General features: G+C 69.9%; 17 protein-coding genes. All 17 read left to right on the forward strand.

The window, feature by feature from the left end:
* The first annotated feature begins 162 nt into the window (after window positions 1-162).
* The 17 genes from ACFWBY_RS12825 (at window position 163) to ACFWBY_RS12905 (ending at window position 17843) form a co-directional block, all read left to right on the forward strand.
* Window positions 163-1464, forward strand: coding sequence for a homoserine dehydrogenase (locus tag ACFWBY_RS12825; RefSeq protein ID WP_385332810.1), 1302 nt, complete (start codon window positions 163-165; stop codon window positions 1462-1464).
* Between the two features lie 6 nt (window positions 1465-1470).
* Window positions 1471-2541: a threonine synthase gene (gene thrC, locus ACFWBY_RS12830; protein ID WP_385332681.1), complete on the forward strand. Its 1071-nt coding sequence runs from the start codon at window positions 1471-1473 to the stop codon at window positions 2539-2541.
* Between the two features lie 381 nt (window positions 2542-2922).
* Window positions 2923-3849: a homoserine kinase gene (gene thrB, locus ACFWBY_RS12835; protein WP_385332678.1), complete on the forward strand. Its 927-nt coding sequence runs from the start codon at window positions 2923-2925 to the stop codon at window positions 3847-3849.
* Window positions 3850-4294: 445 nt separating this feature from the next.
* Complete coding sequence (gene rho / locus ACFWBY_RS12840; protein ID WP_385332675.1) at window positions 4295-6415, forward strand: transcription termination factor Rho; 2121 nt, start codon at window positions 4295-4297, stop codon at window positions 6413-6415.
* A 155-nt stretch (window positions 6416-6570) separates the two neighbouring features.
* Window positions 6571-7674 (forward strand): LCP family protein, encoded by a 1104-nt coding sequence (locus ACFWBY_RS12845; RefSeq protein ID WP_385332672.1) that lies wholly within the window; start codon window positions 6571-6573, stop codon window positions 7672-7674.
* Window positions 7675-7920: 246 nt separating this feature from the next.
* A complete protein-coding gene (gene rpmE / locus ACFWBY_RS12850) occupies window positions 7921-8136 on the forward strand; it encodes a 50S ribosomal protein L31 (RefSeq protein WP_214954960.1) in 216 nt (71 codons plus the stop codon).
* A gap of 111 nt (window positions 8137-8247) precedes the next feature.
* A complete protein-coding gene (gene prfA, locus ACFWBY_RS12855; protein WP_385332668.1) occupies window positions 8248-9327 on the forward strand; it encodes a peptide chain release factor 1 in 1080 nt (359 codons plus the stop codon).
* A gap of 91 nt (window positions 9328-9418) precedes the next feature.
* Window positions 9419-10264 carry a peptide chain release factor N(5)-glutamine methyltransferase gene (gene prmC / locus ACFWBY_RS12860; RefSeq protein WP_385332665.1) on the forward strand — a complete coding sequence of 282 codons (846 nt, stop codon included), beginning with the start codon at window positions 9419-9421 and terminating at the stop codon, window positions 10262-10264.
* 61 nt (window positions 10265-10325) lie between these two features.
* Window positions 10326-10973, forward strand: a complete 648-nt coding sequence (locus ACFWBY_RS12865; RefSeq protein WP_385332662.1) for an L-threonylcarbamoyladenylate synthase — start codon at window positions 10326-10328, stop codon at window positions 10971-10973.
* On the forward strand, window positions 10970-11605 hold the full coding sequence (locus tag ACFWBY_RS12870; protein WP_385332659.1) for a protein-tyrosine-phosphatase: 636 nt from the start codon (window positions 10970-10972) through the stop codon (window positions 11603-11605). Before ACFWBY_RS12865 ends, ACFWBY_RS12870 begins: the two co-directional genes overlap by 4 nt.
* 89 nt (window positions 11606-11694) lie before the next feature.
* Complete coding sequence (gene glyA / locus ACFWBY_RS12875; RefSeq protein ID WP_385332656.1) at window positions 11695-12927, forward strand: serine hydroxymethyltransferase; 1233 nt, start codon at window positions 11695-11697, stop codon at window positions 12925-12927.
* Between the two features lie 116 nt (window positions 12928-13043).
* Window positions 13044-14366, forward strand: coding sequence for an MraY family glycosyltransferase (locus ACFWBY_RS12880; RefSeq protein WP_385332653.1), 1323 nt, complete (start codon window positions 13044-13046; stop codon window positions 14364-14366).
* A gap of 274 nt (window positions 14367-14640) precedes the next feature.
* The gene (locus ACFWBY_RS12885) at window positions 14641-15078 is read left to right on the forward strand and encodes a hypothetical protein (RefSeq protein WP_385332650.1); all 438 of its coding nucleotides are present in this window, start codon (window positions 14641-14643) and stop codon (window positions 15076-15078) included.
* Window positions 15079-15319: 241 nt separating this feature from the next.
* Complete coding sequence (gene atpB, locus ACFWBY_RS12890; protein WP_385332807.1) at window positions 15320-16129, forward strand: F0F1 ATP synthase subunit A; 810 nt, start codon at window positions 15320-15322, stop codon at window positions 16127-16129.
* 81 nt (window positions 16130-16210) lie between these two features.
* Window positions 16211-16447 (forward strand): ATP synthase subunit C, encoded by a 237-nt coding sequence (locus tag ACFWBY_RS12895; RefSeq protein ID WP_008738174.1) that lies wholly within the window; start codon window positions 16211-16213, stop codon window positions 16445-16447.
* Window positions 16448-16488: 41 nt separating this feature from the next.
* Window positions 16489-17031: a F0F1 ATP synthase subunit B gene (locus tag ACFWBY_RS12900; protein ID WP_385332646.1), complete on the forward strand. Its 543-nt coding sequence runs from the start codon at window positions 16489-16491 to the stop codon at window positions 17029-17031.
* Window positions 17028-17843 carry a F0F1 ATP synthase subunit delta gene (locus ACFWBY_RS12905; protein ID WP_385332644.1) on the forward strand — a complete coding sequence of 272 codons (816 nt, stop codon included), beginning with the start codon at window positions 17028-17030 and terminating at the stop codon, window positions 17841-17843. The genes ACFWBY_RS12900 and ACFWBY_RS12905 overlap by 4 nt, the downstream gene beginning before the upstream one ends.
* The last annotated feature ends 69 nt before the right edge of the window (window positions 17844-17912 follow it).

The following is a 17912-nucleotide window of genomic DNA, read 5'->3' on the forward strand; positions in this document are numbered from 1 at the left end:
GCCGCATTCTTTTCGGGGGAAGCCCTCCGGACTGCGAAATAGGTGTCTCACTCAATGGACCGAGGGTGGAAACTGTTGTCCATTGAGTGAGACTGGTTCACACCTGGGGTGCAAACCGCTCACCGGGTACTGATGTGAAGATCGAAAGGCGTAGGTCGAATGATGCGTACGCGTCCGCTGAAGGTGGCGCTGCTGGGCTGTGGAGTGGTCGGCTCAGAGGTGGCGCGCATCATGACGACGCACGCCGACGACCTGACGGCGAGGATCGGCGCGCCCGTCGAGCTCGCCGGCGTGGCCGTGCGCCGCCCCTCCAAGGTGCGCGAGGGCATCGACCCCGCCCTGATCACCACCGATGCGACGGCGCTGCTCAAACGCGGCGACATCGACATCGCCATCGAGGTCATCGGCGGCATCGAGCCGGCCCGCACCCTGATCACCACCGCGTTCGAGCACGGCATCTCCGTCGTCTCGGCGAACAAGGCGCTGCTCGCGCAGGACGGCGCCGCGCTGCACGCGACCGCCGAGCAGCACGGTCTGGACCTGTACTACGAGGCCGCCGTCGCCGGGGCCATCCCGCTGGTCCGCCCGATGCGCGAGTCCCTGGCGGGCGACAAGATCAACCGCGTGATGGGCATCGTCAACGGCACGACGAACTTCATCCTCGACAAGATGGACTCGACCGGCGCCGGGTACCAGGAGGCGCTCGACGAGGCCACCGCCCTCGGGTACGCCGAGGCCGACCCCACGGCCGACGTCGAGGGCTACGACGCCGCCGCCAAGGCCGCGATCCTGGCCGGCATCGCCTTCCACACCCGCGTGCGCCTCGACGACGTCTACCGCGAGGGCATGACCGAGGTCAGCGCCACCGACTTCGCGTCCGCCAAGCGCATGGGCTGCACCATCAAACTCCTCGCCATCCTGGAGCGCGCCGCCGACGGCGAGTCCGTCACCGCGCGCGTCCACCCGGCGATGATCCCGCTGACCCACCCGCTCGCTTCCGTCCGCGAGGCGTACAACGCCGTCTTCGTCGAGGCGGAGGCCGCCGGGCGGCTCATGTTCTACGGGCCCGGCGCGGGTGGCGCTCCGACCGCCTCGGCGGTGCTCGGCGACCTCGTCGCCGTCTGCCGCAACAAGCTCGCCGGGGCAACGGGGCCGGGCGAGTCCGCGTACACCCAGCTGCCGGTCAGCCCCATGGGTGATGTCGTCACCCGCTACCACATCAGCCTCGATGTGGCGGACAAGCCGGGCGTTCTCGCCCAGGTGGCGACCACCTTCGCAGAGCACGGTGTTTCCATCGATACCGTACGACAGCAAGGACGTCCTGACGGGGTCGGCAATGAGGCCTCCCTCGTCGTCGTCACCCACCGCGCACCCGACGCCGCCCTTTCCGGGACCGTCGAGGCGCTGCGGAAGCTGGACACCGTCCGCGGTGTCGCCAGCATCATGCGTGTTGAAGGGGAGTAAGGACCCATGAGCAGCAATCGCACCCACCAGTGGCGCGGCATCATCGAGGAGTACCGGGACCGCCTGCCGGTGACGGACAAGACTCCCGTGGTCACGCTCCGCGAGGGCGGAACTCCCCTCGTCCCCGCGCAGGTGCTCTCCGAGCGCACCGGTTGCGAGGTGCACCTCAAGGTCGAGGGGGCCAACCCCACCGGGTCCTTCAAGGACCGCGGCATGACCATGGCGATCACCAAGGCCAAGGAGGACGGCGCCAAGGCCGTCATCTGCGCCTCCACGGGCAACACCTCGGCCTCCGCCGCCGCCTACGCGGTGCGTGCCGGGATGGTCTGCGCCGTCCTCGTGCCCCGCGGCAAGATCGCGCTCGGCAAGATGGGCCAGGCGCTCGTGCACGGCGCCAAGATCCTCCAGGTCGACGGCAACTTCGACGACTGCCTGGACCTGGCCCGCGCGCTGTCCGACAACTACCCGGTGGCGCTGGTCAATTCCGTCAACCCGGTACGCATCGAGGGCCAGAAGACGGCCGCGTTCGAGATCGTGGACGCGCTCGGCGACGCCCCCGACATCCATGTGCTGCCCGTCGGCAACGCCGGCAACATCACCGCGTACTGGAGGGGCTTCAAGGAGTACAAGGCCGACGGCCTGGCCTCCCGTACGCCCCGCGTGTGGGGTTTCCAGGCTTCCGGCTCCGCGCCCATCGTGCGCGGCGAGGTCGTCAAGGAGCCGCACACCATCGCCACCGCGATCCGCATCGGCAACCCGGCCTCGTGGGAGTACGCCCTGCAGGCGCGGGACGAGTCGGGTGGCTTCATCGACGAGGTGACGGACCGCCAGATCCTGGCCGCCTACCGCCTGTTGGCCGCCCAGGAGGGCGTCTTCGTCGAGCCCGCCTCGGCCGCGTCCGTGGCCGGTCTGCTCAAGGCCGCCGAGCTCGGTCTGGTCGACCCCGGCCAGAAGATCGTGTGCACCGTCACCGGCAACGGCCTGAAGGACCCCGACTGGGCGGTTGCCGGCGCTCCGCAGCCGATCACGATCCCGGTGGACGCCGAGGCCGCCGCGGTGCGCCTCGGCCTCGTCTGAGGTCTCGTCCGACCGGCAGCCCCGGCCGGGCGCCCGACGGTCCCGAGGGCCGCGCGGCACCCGTAGTACCGCGGTAGTCGAGTTGCCGGATTGCGGAAGCCTTTCGAAGGCCGAGGAATCCGGCAACTCGGGCCGTACGGCAGTAAAAACCCCGTAGGGACCCGGTGTGGTCGACGGGAGCCCGCGACACGCATCGTGCGCCTGCTGTGCGCCCTATGTCGGAGAAGAACCTTCCTTCGATACGCTGTACTTACATCCGCCGTCGCGCATATGTCCGCGGTGCTGCCCACAGGGCCTTCGGGTGTCGTACGTTCTCCAGTACATTCGCAGCGAGCCAGCGAAGATCTCGTCTCGCACAGTCACAAGGAGTGTCATCGGACGATGGCCGGTCCAGCGTTCCGCGCCGCCGCCGTACGGGTGCGCGTCCCCGCCAGCAGTGCCAACCTCGGCCCGGGCTTCGACGCCTTCGGTCTGGCCCTGGGGCTCTACGACGACGTCGTCGTCCGCGTGGCCGATTCCGGCCTGAACATCGACATCGCGGGCGAAGGTGCCGACAACCTCCCGCGGGACGAGAGCCACCTCCTCGTACGTTCCATGCGGACCGCCTTCGACCTGCTGGGCGGCCAGCCCCGCGGTCTCGAGGTCGTCTGCGCCAACCGCATCCCGCACGGCCGCGGCCTCGGCTCCTCCTCCGCCGCGATCTGCGCGGGCATCGTCGCCGCCCGCGCCGTGACCATAGGCGGAGAGGCCAAGCTCGACGACGTGGCGCTGCTGGAGCTCGCCACCGAGATCGAGGGCCACCCCGACAACGTCGCCGCCTGTCTGCTCGGCGGCTTCACCCTCGCCTGGATGGACGGCGGCAGCGCCAAGGCGATCCGTATGGAGCCCGCCGATTCCATCGTTCCGGTGGTCTTCGTCCCGTCCAAGCCGGTCCTGACGGAGACCGCTCGCGGCCTGCTGCCGCGCACCGTCCCGCATGTGGACGCCGCCGTCAACGCCGGCCGTGCGGGCCTGCTCGTAGAGGCCCTGACCAGGCGTCCCGAGTTCCTCCTGCCGGCCACCGAGGACCGTCTCCACCAGGAGTACCGGTCCCCGGCGATGCCCGAGAGCGTGGCCCTCGTGGCCCGGCTGCGGGCGGACGGCATCCCGGCTGTGATCTCCGGCGCGGGCCCCACGGTCCTCGCGCTGGTCGACAACGGCGCGGCCGACAAGGTCGCGCGGCTCGCGGGCGAGGGGTGGGCGGCCAACCGCCTGGCGCTCGACGCCGCGGGCGCGAGCGTACTTCCGCTGGGTACCCAGGGCGGCTGAAGAGTGCTGTAGGAAAAGCCGGCCACGGGCGGGCGGCCGGGGCAGGCCGCCCGCACGCAAGGGCACGATCGCCGGTGATTGAGAGGGGGAATGTCTGTTGGATCCGGTAGTGTTAATCTCAAGTGCGCATCCGAAGCCGCCATGGCTTGGTGCTCAGTGTCCCTATCAGGGACCACCTTTCTTCCGGGAGCCTCCCCGACTGCTTTGACCACTGCCAGCAGTTTCGAGCAACGCTCCGGAATCGGCGTGACATTCCTACGCGTCCAGCTCGGGGGCTTCTCGCCGGAAACACCCACGTACATGCACGTTTCTCTCCGCCGTATCTCTATCGGCGGACCACCGCCCCGGCTGCAGTCCATGCCTCATCAAGCACGGACTGTCGTCGGACAGCACAACCGGTCGCCGAGCCAGACAGGCCGACGTCCGCTCCAGGGAAGGACCCTTCGTGAGCGACACCACCGATCTGATGGGCGCTGCCGACACCAATGTCGACACCAGTGCCCCCGCCGCGGGCGCCGCGACCAAGCGTCGCCGCTCCGGCACCGGCCTTGACGGCATGGTCCTGGCCGAGCTGCAGCAGGTCGCGTCGGGCCTCGGCATCAGGGGCACCGCGCGGATGCGCAAGGGCCAGCTGATCGAGGTCATCAAGGAGGCGCAGGCGGGCAGCAGCGCTCCCAAGGCCGCGGCCTCCGCACCGGCCGAAGCCGCCGAGGCCAAGCCGAAGCGCCGCGCCACCAGCAAGGCCCGTACGGGGGAGGCCGCAGAGGCCCCCGCCGAGAAGACCGCCACTCAGGCGCAGATCGACATCCCGGGCCAGCCGGCCAGCGAGGACGCCCCGGTCGGCGAACGCCGCCGCCGTCGCGCCACCGCGCCCTCCGGCAGCCCCGAGGGTTCGGCCCCCGCCGCCGTGCAGGTCGAGCAGAAGACCGAGGCCGCCCCGGCGCCGCAGACCGAGGCCAAGGCCGAAACGGCCACCGCCGTCTCCGGCCAGGCGCAGGGACAGGCCGGCCAGGCGCAGGACGGCGAAGGCCGCGGCCGGCGCGACCGGCGCGAGCGCGGCGCTGACCGCGCCGAGCGCGGTGACCGTCAGCGCGACCGCCGTGACCGCGGTGCCAAGGCCGACGACCAGGGCCAGGGCGCCCAGGGTCAGAGCCAGGCAGGCCAGGGCCAGGGCCAGGGTCAGGGCGGCCAGGGTCAGGGCGGCGGCCGGCAGGACCGGACCGACCGTCAGGACCGCCAGCAGGGCGGCCGTGGACAGGGCCAGGGCCAGCAGGGCGGCCGCCAGGACCGGGACCGCCAGGACAACGGCCCGCAGGACGACTTCGACGAGGACGGCCGTCGTGGCCGCCGCGGCCGCTACCGCGACCGCCGTGGCCGTCGTGGCCGCGACGAGTTCGCGCCGAGCGAGCCGCAGGTCGCCGACGACGACGTCCTGATCCCCGTCGCGGGCATCCTGGACATCCTCGACAACTACGCGTTCATCCGGACCTCGGGCTACCTGCCCGGTCCGAACGACGTGTACGTCTCCCTCGCCCAGGTCCGCAAGGCCGGTCTGCGCAAGGGCGACCACACCACCGGTGCGGTCCGCCAGCCCAAGGACGGCGAGCGCCGCGAGAAGTTCAACGCGCTCGTGCGCCTGGACTCCGTCAACGGCATGGCGCCCGAATCCGGCCGCGGCCGCCCGGAGTTCCAGAAGCTGACGCCCCTGTACCCCCAGGACCGGCTCCGTCTGGAGACCGACCCGGGCGTGCTGACCACCCGCATCATCGACCTCGTGTCGCCGATCGGCAAGGGCCAGCGAGGCCTGATCGTGGCCCCGCCGAAGACCGGCAAGACCATGATCATGCAGGCGATCGCCAACGCGATCACGGTCAACAACCCCGAGTGCCACCTGATGGTCGTCCTGGTCGACGAGCGTCCGGAAGAGGTCACCGACATGCAGCGGTCGGTCAAGGGCGAGGTCATCTCCTCGACCTTCGACCGCCCGGCCGAGGACCACACCACCGTCGCCGAGCTGGCCATCGAGCGCGCCAAGCGTCTCGTCGAGCTCGGCCACGACGTGGTCGTCCTGCTGGACTCCATCACCCGTCTGGGCCGCGCGTACAACCTCGCCGCCCCCGCCTCCGGCCGCATCCTGTCCGGTGGTGTCGACTCGACCGCGCTGTACCCGCCGAAGCGCTTCTTCGGTGCCGCGCGCAACATCGAGGACGGCGGTTCGCTGACCATCCTGGCCACCGCGCTGGTCGACACCGGCTCGCGCATGGACGAGGTGATCTTCGAGGAGTTCAAGGGCACCGGCAACATGGAGCTCAAGCTCGACCGGAAGCTCGCCGACAAGCGCATCTTCCCGGCCGTGGACGTGGACCCCTCGGGCACCCGCAAGGAGGAGATCCTCCTCAACAGCGAGGAGCTCGCCATCGTCTGGAAGCTGCGCCGGGTGCTGCACGCGCTCGACTCGCAGCAGGCCATCGAGCTGCTCCTCGACAAGATGAAGCAGACGAAGTCGAACGCCGAGTTCCTCATGCAGATCGCGAAGACGACCCCGTCGGGCAAGAACGACGACTGACGTCTCCTCGTAGGACCTGCCGGTACGACCGCCCCCGCCGCACCCGCGACGGGGGCGGTCGTGTTCGCGCCGCGGCCGTGGAACCCTTGAGGGCTTACGTCCGTCTTTGTCGGAGGGCGCGGGGCACCGAACGAGGACAGGCGGACAGAGGAAGCATGAGCCAGGACAGCAACGGCGGGGGCCGAAGGGTCACCGCGAGCCGGCGCCGACGCAAACCGGCCGCACGCCGCAAGGCCGTCGTCATCGCCGCGTGGACCGCCACGGGTGTCGTACTCCTGGGCGGGGCGGGGCTCGGCTACTTCTACTTCAAGCTCAACGGCAACCTGCAGACGGTCGACATCGACGCGGCCCTCGGCACGGACCGCCCGCAGAACGTGGACAACGGCTCGATGGACATCCTCGTCCTCGGCTCGGACTCCCGGGGCGGGGCGAACGGCGAGTACGGCGCGGACGACGGCGGCTCCGCCCGCTCCGACACGGCGATGATCGTCCACCTGAACGAGGGCCACACCAGGGCCACCGTCGTATCGGTACCCCGGGACACGCTGGTGACCCGGCCCGCATGCACGACGGCGGACGGCACGACGGACCCGGGCGGCACGCGCCGGATGTTCAACGAGTCGTACACCGTCGGCGGGGCGGTCTGCGCGGTCGCGACCGTGGAGAAGATGTCGGGGATCCGCATGGACCACTACCTCGAGGTCGACTTCACGGGCTTCAAGAAGATCATCGACAACCTCGGCGGCGTCGAGGTGACCACCACCAAGCCGATCAAGGACGCCTACAGCCACCTCGATCTGCCGGCCGGCACCAACCGGCTGGGCGGAGAGCAGGCCCTCGGGCTGGTCCGCACCCGTCACGCCGTCGGCGTCGGGGACGACCTGGGCCGAATACAGCTGCAGCAGGCCTTCATCAAGGCCCTGATCAAGCAGGTCAAGGGCATCGGCCTGTTCGACAACCCGAAGCGGCTCCTCGACCTCGCCGACACCGCGACCAAGGCGATCACCACCGACAAGGCGCTCGGTGACGTGAAGTCGCTCATGGGCTTCGCCCAGAGTCTCCAGGGCATAGACGCCCAGAGCATGCACATGATCACGCTGCCGGTCACCACCGACGTCCGCGACCCCAACCGCGTCGCCCCGCTGGCCAAGGAGTCGAAGATGGTCTGGGACGCCCTGCTGGCCGACCAGCCCGTCCCCGCCGAGGCCACCGTGAACTCGACCGGCGACAAGGGCGACGCCGGTTCGGTCGTCCGGTAGGAGCCGGAAGACGCCGCTTCGGTCGTCCGGTAGGAGCCGCAAACGGCTCGCCGGCCCGGTCCCGCACGGCTCCGGGAGGGGCCCGCGACCTGTCCGGAATAGATGCCGGCCCCTTCCCGTTGAGGGAGGCGTCCTCAGAATTTTGACAGGCAGCCCGGTCCTGGCAGACTGGTCTGTCGGCCCCGGTTCACGCAGCGCGCAATTCGGCTCCTGCGACCCGGCGCCCTCCCGAATCTAGGAGACACCTTGAAGCGCGATGTTCACCCCGAGTACGTCGAGACCCAGGTCAGCTGCACCTGTGGCGCGTCGTTCACCACCCGTAGCACCCTGACCGAAGGCACCATCCGTGCCGAGGTCTGCTCCGAGTGCCACCCGTTCTACACGGGCAAGCAGAAGATCCTCGACACCGGTGGCCGCGTGGCCCGCTTCGAGGCCCGCTTCGGCAAGGCTGCACAGAAGTAGCGAGCCTCCGGCGCCGGATCCCGGCTGCACCCTGTTGCTACGGGGGCAGCCGGACCGGCGCCTTTCGCGTCCCGCAGCCCTTTTCTTCACTTTCACCATCAGGAGCCCCCGATGTTCGAGGCGGTCGAGGAACTGATCGGCGAGCACGCCGATCTTGAGAAGAAGCTCGCCGACCCTTCGGTCCACTCGGATCAGGCCAACGCGCGCAAGCTCAACAAGCGCTACGCGGAGCTGACCCCGATCGTCGCGACCTTCCGTGCCTGGAAGCAGTCCGCCGAGGACATCGAGACGGCGAAGGAGTTCGCGGCGGTCGACCCGGACTTCGCGGCCGAGGCCAAGGAACTGAGCGCACAGCGCGAGGAGCTCACCGAGAAGCTCCGCCTGCTGCTCGTTCCGCGCGACCCCAGCGACGACAAGGACGTGCTCCTCGAGGTCAAGGCGGGCGCGGGCGGCGACGAGTCGGCCCTGTTCGCCGGCGACCTGCTGCGCATGTACCTGCGCTACGCCGAGCGCGTGGGCTGGAAGACCGAGATCATCGACGCCACCGAGTCCGAGCTCGGCGGCTACAAGGACGTCCAGGTCTCCGTCCGCACCAAGGGCGGCAACGGCGCGACCGAGCCCGGCCAGGGCGTCTGGGCCCGCCTGAAGTACGAGGGCGGCGTGCACCGCGTACAGCGCGTTCCGGCCACCGAGTCCCAGGGCCGCATCCACACCTCCGCCGCCGGCGTGCTCGTCACCCCGGAAGCCGAGGAGGTGGAGGTCGAGGTCAACATGAACGACCTGCGCATCGACGTGTACCGCTCCTCGGGCCCCGGCGGCCAGTCCGTCAACACCACCGACTCCGCGGTGCGCATCACGCACCTGCCGACCGGCGTGGTCGCCTCCTGCCAGAACGAGAAGAGCCAGCTCCAGAACAAGGAGCAGGCGATGCGCATCCTGCGCTCGCGCCTGCTGGCCGCCGCCCAGGAAGCCGCCGAGCAGGAGGCTTCCGACGTGCGCCGCAGCCAGGTGCGCTCCGTGGACCGCTCCGAGAAGATCCGGACGTACAACTACCCGGAAAACCGGATCTCGGACCACCGGACCGGCTTCAAGGCGTACAACTTGGACCAGGTGCTCGACGGCGACCTCGACCCGGTCATCCAGGCCTGTGTCGACACGGACTCCGCCGCCAAGCTCGCGGCCGCGCACTGAGTCCCGGCGCACCGGCCCCGCAGGCACCACCCCGCAGTACCCGTAGGACCCCCGCACCACCCCCCGTACGACAGCAGCCCGGAGGACCAGCGTGAACTTGCTGCTTGCCGAGGTGGCCCAGGCCACCCAGCGGCTGGCCGCCGCCGGCGTGCCCTCACCGCGCTTCGACGCGGAGGAGCTCGCGGCCTACGTGCACAGCGTCAAGCGGGGGGAACTGCACCACGTCAAGGACGCGGACTTCGACGCCCGCTACTGGGAGGCCGTCGCCCGCCGCGAGGCGCGCGAGCCGCTCCAGCACATCACCGGCCGCGCCTTCTTCCGCTACCTGGAGCTCCAGGTCGGGCCCGGGGTGTTCGTACCCCGGCCCGAGACCGAGTCGGTCGTGGACTGGGCCATACAGGCCGTCCGGGCGATGGACGTGGTCGAGCCGCTGATCGTCGACCTGTGCACCGGGTCGGGCGCGATCGCGCTCGCCATGGCGCAGGAGGTCCCGCGCTCGCGCGTGCACGCCGTGGAGCTGTCCGAGGACGCCCTGCGGTGGACCCGCAAGAACGCCGAGGGCTCCCGGGTCGAGGTCCACCAGGGCAACGCCCTCAGCGCGCTGCCCGAGCTGGACGGCCAGGTCGACCTGGTCATCTCCAACCCGCCGTACATCCCGCTCACCGAGTGGGAGTACGTCGCCCCCGAGGCCCGGGACCACGACCCCGAGATGGCGCTGTTCTCCGGCGAGGACGGCCTCGACACCATCCGCGGCATCGAGCGCACCGCCCACCGCCTGCTGCGGCCCGGCGGCATCGTCGTCATCGAGCACGCGGACACCCAGGGTGGCCAGGTCCCGTGGATCTTCGCAGAGGAGCGGGGCTGGGCCGACGCCGCCGACCACCCCGACCTCAACAACCGCCCGCGCTTCGCGACCGCCCGCAAGGCCCTGCCGTGACCGGCGTGACCCGCGCGAGGATGATTCCCGCCACCCCCCAGATGTACGAGGAGGCCCGCTGATGGCCCGGCGATACGACTGCAACGACGCGACGGACCGCAAGACGGGCCTGCGTGAAGCCGCATCCGCCGTGCGCCGCGGCGAGCTCGTCGTGCTGCCCACCGACACCCTGTACGGGATCGGCGCGGACGCCTTCAGCGCCGAGGCCGTCGGTGACCTGCTCGCCGCCAAGGGGCGCGGCCGCAACATGCCCACCCCTGTGCTCATCGGCTCCCCGAACACCCTGCACGGCCTGGTCACGGACTTCTCCGAGCAGGCCTGGGAGCTCGTCGACGCCTTCTGGCCGGGCGCCCTCACGCTCGTCGCCAAGCACCAGCCTTCGCTGGCGTGGGACCTGGGGGAGACCCGGGGGACCGTGGCCGTCCGCATGCCCCTGCACCCCGTCGCGATCGAGCTGCTGACCGAGGTCGGCCCGATGGCGGTGTCGTCGGCGAACCTGTCCGGGCAGCCGGCGCCCGAGGACTGCGACGCGGCCCGCGAGATGCTGGGCGACTCCGTGTCCGTGTACCTGGACGGCGGGCCGACGCCGGGCATCCAGCCCTCGTCGATCGTCGATGTCACCGGCAAGGTGCCCCTCCTGCTGCGTGAGGGGGCGCTGACCGCCGAGCAGCTGCGCGAGGTCGTACCCGACCTTGAGGTGGCCCCGTGAGCCCTGAGGGGCGTGGCATAGCCGGAGGAAGCGAGACCTTCCGCATACTCCACGTCAGCACCGGCAACGTGTGCCGCTCGCCCATCACCGAGCGGCTGACGCGGCATGCGCTGTCGCACCGGCTCGGCGGGTTCGTCACGGGCGACCTGATCGTGGAGAGCGCGGGCACCTGGGGCCACGAGGGCGCGCCGATGGAGGCCAACGCCGCGGCCGTGCTGGCCGACTTCGGGGCGGACGCGTCGGGGTTCACCGGGCGGGAGCTGCTGGACGAGCACGTCATACGGGCGGACCTGGTGCTGACCGCCACGCGCGACCACCGGGCGCAGGTCATCTCGATGGGGCACTCGGCGGGCCTGCGCACCTTCACGCTGAAGGAGTTCACGCGGCTGGTGCGGGCGATAGACCCGGCGACGCTGCCGCCGCTGGACGACGGGATGGTGGAGCGGGCCCGGGCGCTGGTACGGGCCGCCGCGGCCCTGCGCGGGTGGCTGCTGGCGCCGTCGCCGGACGCGGACGAGGTGTACGACCCGTACGGGGCGCCGATCACGTTCTTCCGCTCGATCGGCGACGAGATCAACCAGGCCCTGGACCCGGTGGTCACGGCCCTGACGGGCGTCACCACCCCGCGCTGACACAGCTCCCGGCGGACGGCCTGCCGCGAGGCGTGAAACGCTGCCTCGGCCTACAGTGGCTGGTACCCGGTACCCCCTGGAGTCGCGCCATGAGCGTCATCACCGAGCCCACGAACCTGCTGCGCCGGCAGGACCCGCAGATGGCGGACGTGCTGGACGGGGAGGCGCAGCGGCAGGCGGGCTCGTTGCAGCTCATCGCCGCCGAGAACTTCACCTCGCCCGCCGTGCTCACCGCACTGGGGTCCGCGCTCGCCAACAAGTACGCCGAGGGGTACCCCGGCGCCCGCCACCACGGCGGGTGCGAGTACGCCGACCTCGCCGAGCGGATCGCCGTGGAGCGGGCCCGCGCCCTCTTCGGGGCCGAGCACGCCAATGTGCAGCCGCACTCCGGATCGGCCGCGGTGCTGGCCGCGTACGCCGCCCTCCTGCGGCCCGGGGAGACCGTGCTGGCCATGGGGCTCACCTCCGGCGGACACCTCACCCACGGGTCGCCCGCCAATTTCTCCGGCCGCTGGTTCGACTTCGTCGGCTACGGCGTGGACGCCGAGACCGGGCTCATCGACTACCTCCAGGTGCAGGCGCTCGCGCACGCGCACCGGCCCAAGGCCATCGTCTGCGGGTCCATCTCCTACCCGCGCCATCCGGAGTACTCGGTCTTCCGGGAGATCGCCGACGAGGTCGGGGCCTTCCTGATCGCCGACGCCGCCCACCCCATCGGGCTCGTCGCCGGCGGGGCCGCGCCCAGCCCCGTGCCCTACGCCGACATCGTCTGCGCCACCACCCACAAGGTGCTCCGCGGCCCGCGCGGCGGGATGATCCTGTGCGGCGCCGAGTTCGCGGAGCGGATCGACCGGGCGGTGTTCCCCTTCACCCAGGGCGGTGCCCAGATGCACACCATCGCCGCCAAGGCGGTGGCCTTCGGCGAGGCGGCGGGGCCCGCCTTCACCTCCTACGCGCACCGGGTCGTCGCCAATGCCCGGACCCTGGCCGACGCGCTCGCCGCCCGCGGCTTCGCGGTCACGACCGGCGGGACCGACACGCACCTGATCACCGCCGATCCCGCGCCGCTCGGCCTCGACGGACCGACCGCGCGCGGCCGGCTCGCCGCCGCCGGGATCGTGCTGGACACTTGCGCCCTTCCGTACGGGGACCAGCGCGGGATCCGCCTCGGCACCGCGGCCGTGACCACGCAGGGCATGGGCGAGGCGCAGATGGGCCGGATCGCGGAGCTGTTCACAGCGGCGCTGGCCGGCGGGGAGCCCGCGAAGGTCCGCAGGGACGTCAACGAGCTGGTGGTCGGATTTCCACCGTATGGGGTTTAAGCGGGGCAAGAAGGATCTACCGCAACCGCGATACCGCCCCCGCGCGTCCCCGACAGTGAGTACAACGCAGCTAGTGTGTGGGGCTGAGATGGCCGGCGATACTTCTGGGGCAGCCCGTGCGTGAATATCTGCTGACGCTTTGCGTCACGGTCGCGGTGACCTACCTGCTCACCGGGCCCGTGCGGAAGTTCGCGATCGCGGTGGGCGCGATGCCGGAGATCCGCGCCCGCGACGTGCACCGCGAGCCCACGCCGCGGCTCGGCGGCATCGCGATGTTCGGCGGACTGTGCGCGGGCCTCCTCGTCGCCGATCACCTGCAGAACCTCAACGGCGTCTTCGAGCTGTCGAACGAGCCGCGCGCCCTGCTCTCCGGCGCCGCCCTGATCTGGCTGGTCGGCGTGCTCGACGACAAGTTCGAGCTCGACGCCCTCATCAAGCTCGGCGCACAGATGATCTCCGCCGGTGTGATGTGCATGCAGGGTCTGACCATCCTGTGGATCCCCGTCCCGTGGATCGGGACGGTCGCGCTCACCCCGTGGCAGGGCAATCTGCTCACCGTGGCCCTCGTGGTCATCACCATCAACGCGGTGAACTTCGTGGACGGCCTGGACGGCCTGGCCGCCGGCATGGTCTGCATCGCGGCTTGCGCGTTCTTCCTCTACGCGTACCGGATCTGGTTCGGCTACGGGATCGAGGCCGCCGCGCCCGCGACGCTGTTCGCCGCGATCCTGATGGGCATGTGCCTCGGCTTCCTGCCGCACAACATGCACCCCGCCCGGATCTTCATGGGCGACTCCGGCTCGATGCTCATCGGCCTGGTGCTGGCCGCCGCCGCCATCTCCATCAGCGGTCAGGTGGACCCGGACGCCATGGCGCTCTTCGCGGGCGGTGAGCGCAACGCTACGCACGCGATGCTGCCGGTCTTCATCCCGCTGATCCTGCCCCTGACGATCATCGCGATCCCGATGGCGGACCTCGTGCTGGCCGTCGTACGGCGCACCTGGAAGGGCCAGTCCCCGTTCGCGGCGGACCGCGGGCACCTGCACCACCGGCTGCTGGAGCTCGGGCACTCGCACAGCCGCGCGGTGCTCATCATGTACTTCTGGTCGGGGCTGATCGCCTTCGGCGCCGTGGCGTACTCGGTGCACTCCACCTCGATGTGGATCGTGCTCGCGATCGCCGGACTGAGCGCCGTGGGCCTGCTCCTGCTCCTGCTGCCGCGCTTCACCCCGCGGACCCCGCGGTGGGCGGAGCGGCTGGTCCCGCCGCGCTACCGGCACGCGGAACGGGCGGCCGAGGCGGCCCTGCAGGACGCCTCCGCGGTGGAGCCGGAGCCGGTGCGGCCGATCGCCGTGGGGGTGTCGGGCGTCAACGGGGCGACCGCGGTAGGCCCCCGTTCGCGCTTCCCCGACCGGCGTAAGGCGGAGTCCTCGCGCTGACGCCGCGAGGGCATGTCCGACATGAACCCCCTTTAGCAGACAACCCGCCGTCTTGTCGCGCACACACGGGCGGGTTAACTCACATGTGTGACAGTCAGCACACGCCCCGGGTAAAGCTCTCATCAAATACTTTGTGATACCGTTCACTAAACCCGGCGACAGAGCCGAAGGACCGTAGTGCGACGGTCCATTGGCCCGAGGCTCTCACTCGGACCGGGCTTACGCTCGTCCCGTACGAGTCCCGTGCCCCCACCACCACGCGGAGCAAACCGCCATGCGGTCAGATGACGTCCGATCCCTCCTGCAAACCGCCGTACCCACGGCTGTCGCCGGCGCTCTCGCCGCCGTCATCAGTGGGCTGGTGGTCGGCGGCAAGGGGGCTGTGGGCGCCGTCGTCGCGACGCTGGTCGTGATGCTGTTCATGGGCATCGGGTTCCTCGTGCTGCAGCGCACGGCGAAATCACTGCCGCACCTGTTCCAGGCCATGGGGCTCTTGCTCTACACGGCCCAGATCCTGGCGCTCTTCGTCTTTCTCGCCGTGTTCAAGAACACGACTCTGTTCCACCCCAAGGCCTTCGCCATCACGCTCGTCGCCACCACCCTGGTGTGGATCGGCGCACAGGCGCGTGCTCATATGAAGGCCAAGATCCTCTACGTCGAACCGGACTCGATGAAGGGCGACAAGCCCGAAAATCCGGGACCGAAGTCGTGAGGGGTAGGGCCGGAATAAGTGTGCGTTCGAGATGCTGCTATCGTCCGGTTCCAACTGCGGCATTGCGGGCGCGGGCATCTGAGCTGACGCCTGTTCCATCGCGAGGCTCGATGCCTGACTGCCGCCCCACCATCCGTAACACCAGTCCAGTGCCGAACCGCGGCTGCGCGCCGCGCCGACACAACGAGGTTGCCGTACCTATGCGCCACGCTGAAGGAGCCCTGCGGTGAGTGCTGCTGACATGACGCTCGCCTTCGATATCAACTGTCATTTCGAAGACGGCACTGGCTGCGGCTTCCCGGGCCCGACCCTGTACTCGTTCCTGTTCAAGCCGATCTTCGGTGACGCGGACAGCAACCTGTACTTCAACAAGACGATGCTGCTGGCCCTCCTGGGCTCGGTCATCATCGTCGGCTTCTTCTGGGCCGCGTTCCGGAAGCCGAAGGTCGTCCCGGGCAAGCTTCAGATGGTCGCCGAGGCGGGCTACGACTTCGTACGCCGCGGCATCGTCTACGAGACGCTCGGTAAGAAGGAGGGCGAGAAGTACGTCCCCTTCATGGTCGCGACGTTCTTCTTCGTCTGGATCATGAACTTGTGGTCGATCGTGCCGCTCGCCCAGTTCCCGGTGACCGCCGTCATCGCGTACCCGGCCGGCCTGGCCGCGATCATCTACGTGATGTGGATGTCGGTGACCTTCAAGCGCCACGGCTTCGTGGGCGGCTTCAAGAACATCACCGGCTACGACAAGTCCCTCGGCGGCATCCTGCCGTTGATCATGGTGATCGAGTTCTTCTCGAACGTCATCGTCCGGCCCTTCACCCACGCGGTCCGACTGTTCGCGAACATGTTCGCCGGTCACACGCTGCTGCTGCTGTTCACGATCGCCAGCTGGTACCTGCTGAACGGGATCGGCATCGCTTACGCGGGCGTCTCGTTCGTCATGGTCATCGTGATGACCGTGTTCGAACTCTTCGTCCAGGCTGTCCAGGCGTACGTGTTCGTACTCCTGGCCTGCAGCTTCCTGCAGGGCGCGCTCGCCGAGCACCACTGAGCCACAGCCCGCTCCTGCAATCCCCCCGAATCGTCCGGTGGCCAACCCCCACCGGTCCATGAAAGAGAAGGAAGAACTGGCATGTCCCAGATCCTCGCTGCCACCGAAGGCGTCACCGGCTCCCTCAGCTCCGTTGGTTACGGCCTCGCGGCGATCGGCCCCGGCGTCGGCGTCGGCATCATCTTCGGTAACGGCACGCAGGCTCTCGCCCGTCAGCCCGAGGCTGCCGGTCTGATCCGCGCCAACCAGATCCTCGGCTTCGCCTTCTGTGAGGCGCTCGCCCTCATCGGTCTGGTCATGCCGTTCGTCTACAGCTGACGAACGCCCACGACTAGTCCGAATCGACGAAAGGCACTGATGTGAACCTCCTGGTTCTCGCGGCCGAGGAGCCGGGTAACCCCCTCGTCCCGCCGATCCCCGAGCTTGTCATCGGTCTGATCGCCTTCGTCATCGTCTTCGGGGTCCTCGCGAAGAAGCTCCTCCCGAACATCAACAAGGTTCTGGACGAGCGCCGCGAGGCCATCGAAGGCGGTATCGAAAAGGCTGAGGCCGCTCAGACCGAGGCTCAGAGCGTGCTGGAGCAGTACAAGGCCCAGCTCGCCGAAGCCCGGCACGAGGCCGCTCGCCTGCGCCAGGATGCGCTGGAGCAGGGCACTGCGCTCAAGGAAGAACTGCGCGCAGAGGGCCAGCGGCAGCGTGAGGAGATCATCGCTGCCGGTCACGCCCAGATCGCGGCCGACCGCAAGGCCGCCTCTCAGGCGCTCCGCCAGGACGTGGGCAAGCTCGCCACCGACCTGGCCGGAAAGCTCGTCGGCGAGTCCCTCGAGGACCACGCCCGGCAGAGCCGCACGATCGACCGTTTCCTCAGCGAGCTCGAGGAGAAGGCCGAGGCCGCCCGATGAACGGAGCGAGCCGCGACGCGCTGGCCACCGCCCGCGAGCGTCTCGACGCGCTGACGGACAACACGTCCGTCGACGCGGCGAAGCTCGCCGGCGAGCTGGCGGCCGTCACCGCGCTGCTCGACCGTGAGGTCTCGCTGCGTCGGGTCATCACCGACCCGGCGCAGTCCGGCGAGGCCAAGGCCGAGCTGGCCGGTCGACTGCTGGGCGGCCAGGTGGGCGGGGAAACCCTCGACCTGGTGTCCGGCATGGTCCGGTCCCGCTGGTCGCAGTCCCGTGACCTGGTGGATTCGCTGGAGGAGCTGGCGGCCACCGCCGACCTCACGGCGGCCCAGAGCGGCGACTCCCTCGACGACGTCGAGGACGAGCTGTTCCGGTTCGGCCGGATCGTCTCCTCGAACACCGAGCTGCGCGCCGCCCTGACCGACCGGTCGGCGAGCGTTGCCGCCAAGAGCCAGCTGCTGCGCAGCCTGCTCGGCGGCAAGGCGAACGCCGTCACCGAGCGTCTCGTCACGCGTCTCGTCGCACACCCGCGTGGACGTAGCCTGGAAGCGGGACTCGAGTCCCTCTCCACGCTCGCCGCCGAGCGTCGCGGCCGCAGGGTCGCCACCGTGACCACCGCGGTGCCGCTCAGCGACGTGCAGAAGCAGCGTCTCGGCGCGGTGCTGGCCAAGCTGTACGGCCGCCCGATGCACCTGAACCTCGACGTGGACCCCACGGTCCTCGGCGGGATCGTGGTGCGGGTCGGCGACGAGGTCATCGACGGCACCATCGCGGACCGCATCGAAGAGGCGTCCCGCCGCATGGCCGGCTGACCAGCCACCAATAGAACAAAGCATTCCTAGCGGCCCGGTTGGGCCGTGCAGAACTTGCAGAAGATTCCT

It is taken from the genome of Streptomyces sp. NPDC060049 (assembly GCF_042736715.1).
In the GTDB taxonomy this organism is placed as follows: Bacteria; Actinomycetota; Actinomycetes; order Streptomycetales; family Streptomycetaceae; genus Streptomyces.

What these genes read in the sequence shown, in the direction of transcription:
- ACFWBY_RS12825 (WP_385332810.1), top strand. Translation starts at nt 163, where the DNA reads ATGCGTACGCGTCCGCTGAAGGTGGCGCTGCTGGGCTGTGGAGTGGTC.
- thrC (WP_385332681.1), top strand. Translation starts at nt 1,471, where the DNA reads ATGAGCAGCAATCGCACCCACCAGTGGCGCGGCATCATCGAGGAGTAC.
- thrB (WP_385332678.1), top strand. Translation starts at nt 2,923, where the DNA reads ATGGCCGGTCCAGCGTTCCGCGCCGCCGCCGTACGGGTGCGCGTCCCC.
- ACFWBY_RS12845 (WP_385332672.1), top strand. Translation starts at nt 6,571, where the DNA reads ATGAGCCAGGACAGCAACGGCGGGGGCCGAAGGGTCACCGCGAGCCGG.
- prfA (WP_385332668.1), top strand. Translation starts at nt 8,248, where the DNA reads ATGTTCGAGGCGGTCGAGGAACTGATCGGCGAGCACGCCGATCTTGAG.
- ACFWBY_RS12865 (WP_385332662.1), top strand. Translation starts at nt 10,326, where the DNA reads ATGGCCCGGCGATACGACTGCAACGACGCGACGGACCGCAAGACGGGC.
- glyA (WP_385332656.1), top strand. Translation starts at nt 11,695, where the DNA reads ATGAGCGTCATCACCGAGCCCACGAACCTGCTGCGCCGGCAGGACCCG.
- ACFWBY_RS12885 (WP_385332650.1), top strand. Translation starts at nt 14,641, where the DNA reads ATGCGGTCAGATGACGTCCGATCCCTCCTGCAAACCGCCGTACCCACG.
- atpB (WP_385332807.1), top strand. Translation starts at nt 15,320, where the DNA reads ATGACGCTCGCCTTCGATATCAACTGTCATTTCGAAGACGGCACTGGC.
- ACFWBY_RS12895 (WP_008738174.1), top strand. Translation starts at nt 16,211, where the DNA reads ATGTCCCAGATCCTCGCTGCCACCGAAGGCGTCACCGGCTCCCTCAGC.
- ACFWBY_RS12905 (WP_385332644.1), top strand. Translation starts at nt 17,028, where the DNA reads ATGAACGGAGCGAGCCGCGACGCGCTGGCCACCGCCCGCGAGCGTCTC.